Annotated in this window: 4 protein-coding genes; all 4 read right to left on the bottom strand. The window is 68.9% G+C overall.

Annotation, left to right across the window (positions count from 1 at the left end; translation table 11 throughout):
• A partial coding sequence (locus tag AC1D2K_RS27340) for a ribonucleoside-diphosphate reductase subunit alpha (RefSeq protein WP_478092581.1) occupies nt 1–2549 on the bottom strand: 2549 nt, incomplete at its 3' end.
• 357 nt (nt 2550–2906) lie between these two features.
• Nucleotides 2907–3503 (bottom strand): 1,6-anhydro-N-acetylmuramyl-L-alanine amidase AmpD, encoded by a 597-nt coding sequence (gene ampD, locus AC1D2K_RS27335; protein ID WP_478092584.1) that lies wholly within the window; start codon nt 3501–3503, stop codon nt 2907–2909.
• 151 nt (nt 3504–3654) lie between these two features.
• A complete protein-coding gene (locus AC1D2K_RS27330; RefSeq protein ID WP_478092579.1) occupies nt 3655–5178 on the bottom strand; it encodes a sigma-54-dependent transcriptional regulator in 1524 nt (507 codons plus the stop codon).
• A gap of 4 nt (nt 5179–5182) precedes the next feature.
• A partial coding sequence (locus AC1D2K_RS27325; RefSeq protein ID WP_478092578.1) for a sensor histidine kinase occupies nt 5183–6433 on the bottom strand: 1251 nt, incomplete at its 5' end.

Genomic DNA, 6433 nt, shown 5'->3' with positions numbered 1-6433 from the left:
GTGGCGTAGAGCGCCTTGACGTCCTGCGGCACGCGGTCGATCGGCCGCAGCGAACCGTCGAAATGCTTCAGGTCCATCACCATCACGTCGTCCCACAGGCCCAGGCGCTTGAGGTCGCGCACCAGGTAGTGGTTGATGACCGTGAACTCGCCCGACAGGTTCGACTTGACCGAGAGGTTGCCGAAGCAGGGCTCGATCGAGGCGTCGACGCCGATGATGTTGGAGATGGTCGCGGTCGGTGCGATGGCCACGCAGTTGGAGTTGCGCATGCCGTCGGCCTTGATCTTCTGGCGCAGCGCGTCCCAGTCGAGCGTGGCCGAGCGGTCGACCTCGACGTAGCCGCCACGGGCCTTCTCGAGCAGGTCGAGGGTGTCGGGCGGCAGGATGCCCTTGTCCCACAGCGAGCCCTTGTAGCTCGAGTACTTGCCGCGCTCGCGCGCCAGGTCGGTCGAGGCCCAGTAGGCGTGGTAGCAGATCGCTTCCATCGATTCGTCGGCGAACTGAACCGCTTCCTGCGAGGCGTAGGGGATGCGCAGCTCATAGAGCGCGTCCTGGAAGCCCATCAGGCCGAGGCCGACCGGGCGGTGGCGCAGGTTGGAGTCGCGCGCCTTCTTGACCGCGTAGTAGTTGATGTCGATCACGTTGTCGAGCATGCGCATCGCGGTCGAGATGGTGCGCTGGAGCTTGGCCTGGTCGACCTTGCCGTCCTTCAGATGCTGCAGCAGGTTGACCGAGCCGAGGTTGCAGACCGCGGTTTCGGTGTCGCTGGTGTTGAGCGTGATCTCGGTGCAGAGGTTCGACGAATGGACCACGCCGGCATGCTGCTGCGGCGAGCGCACGTTGCACGCGTCCTTGAAGGTGATCCAGGGATGGCCGGTCTCGAACAGCATCGTGAGCATCTTGCGCCAGAGGTCCGAGGCCTGCAGCGTGCGGCTGGGCGTGATCTCGCCGCGCGCGRCCTTTTCTTCGTAGGCCACGTAGGCGGTCTCGAAGTCGAGGCCGAACTTGTCGTGCAGGTCGGGCACGTTCGACGGCGAGAACAGGGTCCAGGTGCCCTTTTCCATCACGCGGCGCATGAACAGGTCGGGGATCCAGTTGGCCGTGTTCATGTCGTGGGTGCGGCGGCGGTCGTCGCCGGTGTTCTTGCGCAGCTCGAGGAATTCCTCGATGTCGAGATGCCAGCTTTCCAGGTAGGTGCAGACCGCGCCCTTGCGCTTGCCGCCCTGGTTGACCGCCACAGCGGTGTCGTTGACCACCTTGAGGAAAGGCACCACGCCCTGCGATTCGCCGTTGGTGCCCTTGATGTGGCTGCCGAGCGCGCGCACGCGGGTCCAGTCGTTGCCCAGGCCGCCGGCGAACTTCGACAGCAGCGCGTTTTCCTTGATSGACTCGTAGATGCCGTCSAGGTCGTCGGGCACGGTSGTCAGGTAGCAGCTCGACAGCTGCGAGCGCAGGGTGCCGCTGTTGAACAGGGTCGGGGTGCTCGACATGAAGTCGAACGAGGACATCACCTCGTAGAACTCGATGGCGCGGGCTTCGCGGTCGATCTCGTTGAGCGAGAGGCCCATCGCGACGCGCATGAAGAAGGCCTGCGGCAGCTCGATGCGCGACTTGCGCACGTGCAGGAAGTAGCGGTCGTAGAGGGTCTGCAGGCCGAGGTAGTCGAACTGCAGGTCGCGCTCGGGCTTGAGCGCAGCGCCCAGGCGGGCGAGGTCGAACTGCTGCAGCTTCTCGTCGAGCAGCTCGTTGTCGACGCCCTTCTTGATGAACTGCGGGAAGTAGTCGGCGTAGGCCTGGGCCCGTTCGGCCAGCGGCACTTCGCGGCCGATCACTTCCTTGAAGATCGTGTGCAGCAGCAGGCGGGCGGTGGCGAAGGTGTAGTCGGGGTCCTTCTCGATCAGCGTGCGGGCGGCCAGGATCGAGGCCTTGTAGACCTCGTCCAGCGGCACACCGTCGTAGAGGTTGCGCATGGTCTCGGCCACGATCGGGCCGGAAGTGATGCTGTCGCCCAAGTTGGTGCAGGCGGACTCGATCAGGCTCTTGAGCTCGTTGAGGTCGAGCGCGACGCGCTCGCCGCGGTCGAGCACGTGCAGCGTGGACACCGCGATCGGCGCGTCCTGCTCGCCCTGCTTGCTGCGCTCCTGGGAGCGGCGTTCGCGGTAGAGCACGTAGGCGCGCGCGATCTCGTGGTGGCCGCCGCGCATCAGGCCGAGCTCGACCTGGTCCTGCACGTCCTCGATGTGGAAGGTGCCGCCGCCCGGACGCGAGCGCACCATCGCGCGCACCACGGCCTGGGTCAGGGTGTCGACCGTCTCGCGCACGCTGGCCGAGGCCGCGCCCTGGGTGCCGTGCACCRCAAGGAAGGCCTTCATCATCGCGATCGCGATCTTGTTCGGCTCGAAGGGAACGACCGCACCGTTGCGGCGAATGATCTGGTAGTGGGCCAGCGCATCGCCGGCGGGCGAGCCGGCGACGTCGCGCTGCTGCGGCGTCGAGGAAGCAGCGTGGGAGGCGCGGGGGGCGGAGGGGGTGTTCAGGGCAGTTTGCATGCGAATCCTCGGTTGGCAATTCTTGTTGGGGCGGCGGTGCCAGCGCGGCCATGGTTTTGGGCGTCGGGCGTCGGGCGCCGGGCAGGGCACACTATATCTAGGGTCTCGTGGGGCTACAACCCACTAGATGTAGTGTTTTCGACAATTTTCAATGATTGTGAACCAGGGCGAGCAGGCGTCGGATCGCGCGTCTGCCCCATGGCCAGTGAAAGACGTTATCGCAGTCCGCGACAGCCGGGCGTTTCAGCCGCATTTGGGCTTGGAAACCGCATGGTTGCTGAGCTTGAGCGGTTGCGTGGGTGCCGATGTCGAGTCGCATCGACGACGCATCGCACCCCGCCACCCGATTGAAAAAAACTAGCGGGCCATCGCGGCGGGGGGAAACATCGCCCGATTCCAGCCGAGTTGGCGCTGCAGCAGGTGCCAGTCGAAGCCGGCGCCCGGGTCTTCCTTGCGGCCCGGCGCGATGTGTTCGTGGCCGGCGATGAAGCCGATGGCATGGCGCTGCGCGATCGCCGGGCACAGGCTGGTCAACGTTTCGTACTGGGCGCTTTCGAACGGGCCGCCTTCGATGCCCTCGAGCTCGATGCCGATCGAATCGTCGTTGCAGTTCGCGCGGCCGCGCCACCAGGATGCGCCGGCGTGCCAGGCGCGGTCGTCGCAGCCGACGAACTGCCACAGCTCGCCGTTGCGCCGCACATAGAAGTGCGCCGAGACCTCGAGACCGCGGATGCTGTCGAAATAGGGGTGCGCATCCCAATCGAGGCGGTTGGTGAACAGTTGCTGGACTTCGTCGCCGCCGTAGCGTCCCGGTGGCAGGCTGATCGAATGCAGCACGATCAGGTCGATGTGGGCGCCGGCCGGACGCGGCCCGAAGTTGGGCGAGCGCAATTGCCGCGCGAATTGATACCAGCCGTCYCGCCAGAGACCGGTGGCCGCTTCGGGCTCAGGCAGCGACCCACACGCAGTGGGGGAGCGTGGGGGCTCAGTCTCAGGCCGGCGCCGGGCCGCCAGAGCGGCGAAGTCCGCGCTTCGCACGGACGGGCGGCCTGCAGCGTCCCCCTCGGGGGGCAGCGACCCACTCGCAGTGGGGGAGCGTGGGGGCTCAGTCATCACCGAGGGCATTGGCGTCGTCGCCGTTCGGTGTCGCGATGCCCAGGCGCGCGATCCGGTAGCGGATCTGCCGCAGGCTGAGCCCGAGCCGGTTGGCCGCGGCGGTGCGGTTGAATCCGGTCTCCTGCAGCGCGCGGACCAGGATCTCGCGCTCCTGCTGGTCGAGGTAGCTCTGCAGGTCGTTCGGCACCGCGGGCGCGGCTCTCGACGCCGTTGCGGCGGCGGGGGCTGCCGCGTACGCCGGCGGCGCCGGTTCCGACAGCAACGGTTCGGCCAGCAGCGCCGTGCTGTCGACGAAATCGAGGTGCAGCATGTCGCCGTCGCTCAGCGCCACCGCGCGGTGCAGCAGGTTCTCGAGTTCGCGCACGTTGCCGTTGAGCGGATGCTCGGCGAGCCGCAGCAGCACCTCGGCCGACAGCGTCGGCACCGGCATGTCGGCGTCGCGCCCGATGCGTGCCAGCAAGGCCTTGCACAGCGCCGGCAGGTCGCCGCGCCGTTCGCGCAGGGCCGGCACCGCGATCTCGATCACATTGAGGCGGTAGAACAGGTCCTGCCGGAAACGTCCGGCCTGCACCTCCGCGTGCAGGTCCTTGTGGGTGGCGCTCACGATGCGGACGTCGACCGCGTCTTCCTGGGTCGAGCCGATCGGGCGCACGCTGCGCTCCTGGATCGCGCGCAGCAGCTTGGACTGCATCGCCAGCGGCAGGTCGCCGATCTCGTCGAGGAACAGCGTGCCGCCGCGCGCGGCCTGGAAGTAGCCGTCGCGGTCCTGGGAGGAGCCGGTGTAGGAGCCCTTGCGGGCGCCGAAGAATTCGGCCTCGAGCAGGTTCTCCGGGATGGCGCCGCAATTGACCGCGACGAAGGGGCCGTCGCTGCGCTGGCTGCAGGCGTGCACGGCCCGCGCGACCAGTTCCTTGCCGGTTCCGGATTCGCCGCGGACCAGCACCGGCGCCATGCCGCGGGCCACCTTGGCGATGCGCGCCTTGACGACGCGCATCGGCTCCGAGTCGCCCACCAGGCGCTCGAGCGCGGCCGCGCCGCCGCTGCCGACCGTGCTCGCGATCTTGGCGCCGTCGTCCGCCCGCTCGTCGACGGGGCGCACCGCGCGGGCGCTCGCGAGCTGCGCCGTGGCCTGCACCGCGGAAGCCACCACGGCCCGGAACTGCTTCAGGTCGACCGGCTTCGTCAGGTAGTCGAAGGCGCCCGCCTTGAGGGCCTCGACCGCGTTCTCGGCCGAGCCGTAGGCCGTCATCACGACGCAGCGCTCGCCGCGCTGGTCCTGCTGAATGCGCAGCAGGATCTCCATGCCGAGTCCGTCGGGCAGGCGCATGTCGGTGATCACGGCATCGAAGCGGCCGGCTTCCAGGTGCTGCGAAGCCTCGGCGACACTGCCCGCGGCCTGCACGCGGTAGCCCTCGCGCAGCAGCGTGAGTTCGTAGAGCGTGCGCAGATCGGGCTCGTCGTCGACGACGAGGATCTGGGCGGGGCGCGGGGCGGACGGGTGCGGGGTGCTCACGCCGCTATTGTGTCAGCCGGGTCTCGGCGGCGGCAAACGCAATGGAGAACTCGTTGCCCTCGGGGCCGCCCGGCGACAGTGCGCGGCGTTCGTAGCCGATCGTCGCGCCGTGCCGCTCGCACAGCTCCCGGCACAGGAACAGACCCAGGCCGCTCGAGCGGCTTTCGGACGAGAAGAATGGCTCGAACAGGTGGCGCTGCACCGCCGGCTCGAGCGGCGCGCCGTCGCTCCAGATCTGCAGCGTGGCCCGGCCGGTGGGACTGAGCCGGGTGGCCACCTGGATCGAGCCGTCGCGGTCTCCCGCATAGCGCGCCGCATTGTCGAGCAGGTTGACGAGGATGCGGCGCAGATGCTCGACATCGAAGCGCACGGCGCTGTCCGGGGCATCGAGCGCCAGCAGGACGCCCTGGCGCTGCGCCTGCAGCACCCATTCTTCGGCCAGCGCGCGGACCGTCGGATCGAGCGCCACCTGTTCGCCGAGCGGCAGCACGCGCTGCTGCCGCGCCCGCGCGACATCGAGCACGTCGTCGACGATGCGCGACAGGCGCTGGGCGTTCTGCTGCACCATGGTCGTCAGCTGGCGGTGCCCCGGGTCGACCAGGTCCTCGGCCAGCAGGGCGCTGGCCTGGGTGATGGCGGCCAGCGGATTGCGGATCTCGTGCGCCACTGCGGCCGACATGCGGCCCATGGCGGCCAGCTTTTCGGTGCGGATGCGGGCCTCGAGTTCGCGCAGGTCCTGCAGGAACATCACGCAGAGGCCCTCGGACTGGGGGTCGGGCGAGCGGGTCAGCCGCGTGCGCACGCGGACCTCGCGCGCGGCGCCCTGGGCCTGGGCGACGGGGATCTCCTTCGACTGCGGCGTGCGCCGTGCGAACGTCTGGCGCGCCAGCTCGGCCAGGGAGACCCAGGCCGGATGGGCGCTGAGCGTGAAAGGCACCTCGAGGTCGGCCAGGCCCTGGCCCAGGATCGCGTCGGCGGCCGGATTGGCTGCGTGGACCTGGCCCTGCGAATCGAGCACCAGAACGCCTTCGCTGAGGGTCTCGATCACCAGGTCGTTGACCAGCGCGTGCATCTGCGCCGCGCTGCGGCTGTGCTGGGCCAGCGCCTCTTCGCGCGTGAGCCGGCGCGCCATCTCGTGGGCGAGCAACGCGACCACGAACAGGCCGGTGCCGGTCAGCGCCGCCTGCACGAAGCGCGGCGAGGTGTCGGACGGCTGCTCCAGCCAGTACCAGGCCGCATGGCCCAGCAGCAGCAG

The sequence above is a fragment of the Variovorax sp. P1_H12_2 genome, assembly GCF_056405335.1.
Note: the sequence above shows the minus strand (reverse complement) of the source record. Positions and strands in the feature narration are given on the sequence as shown.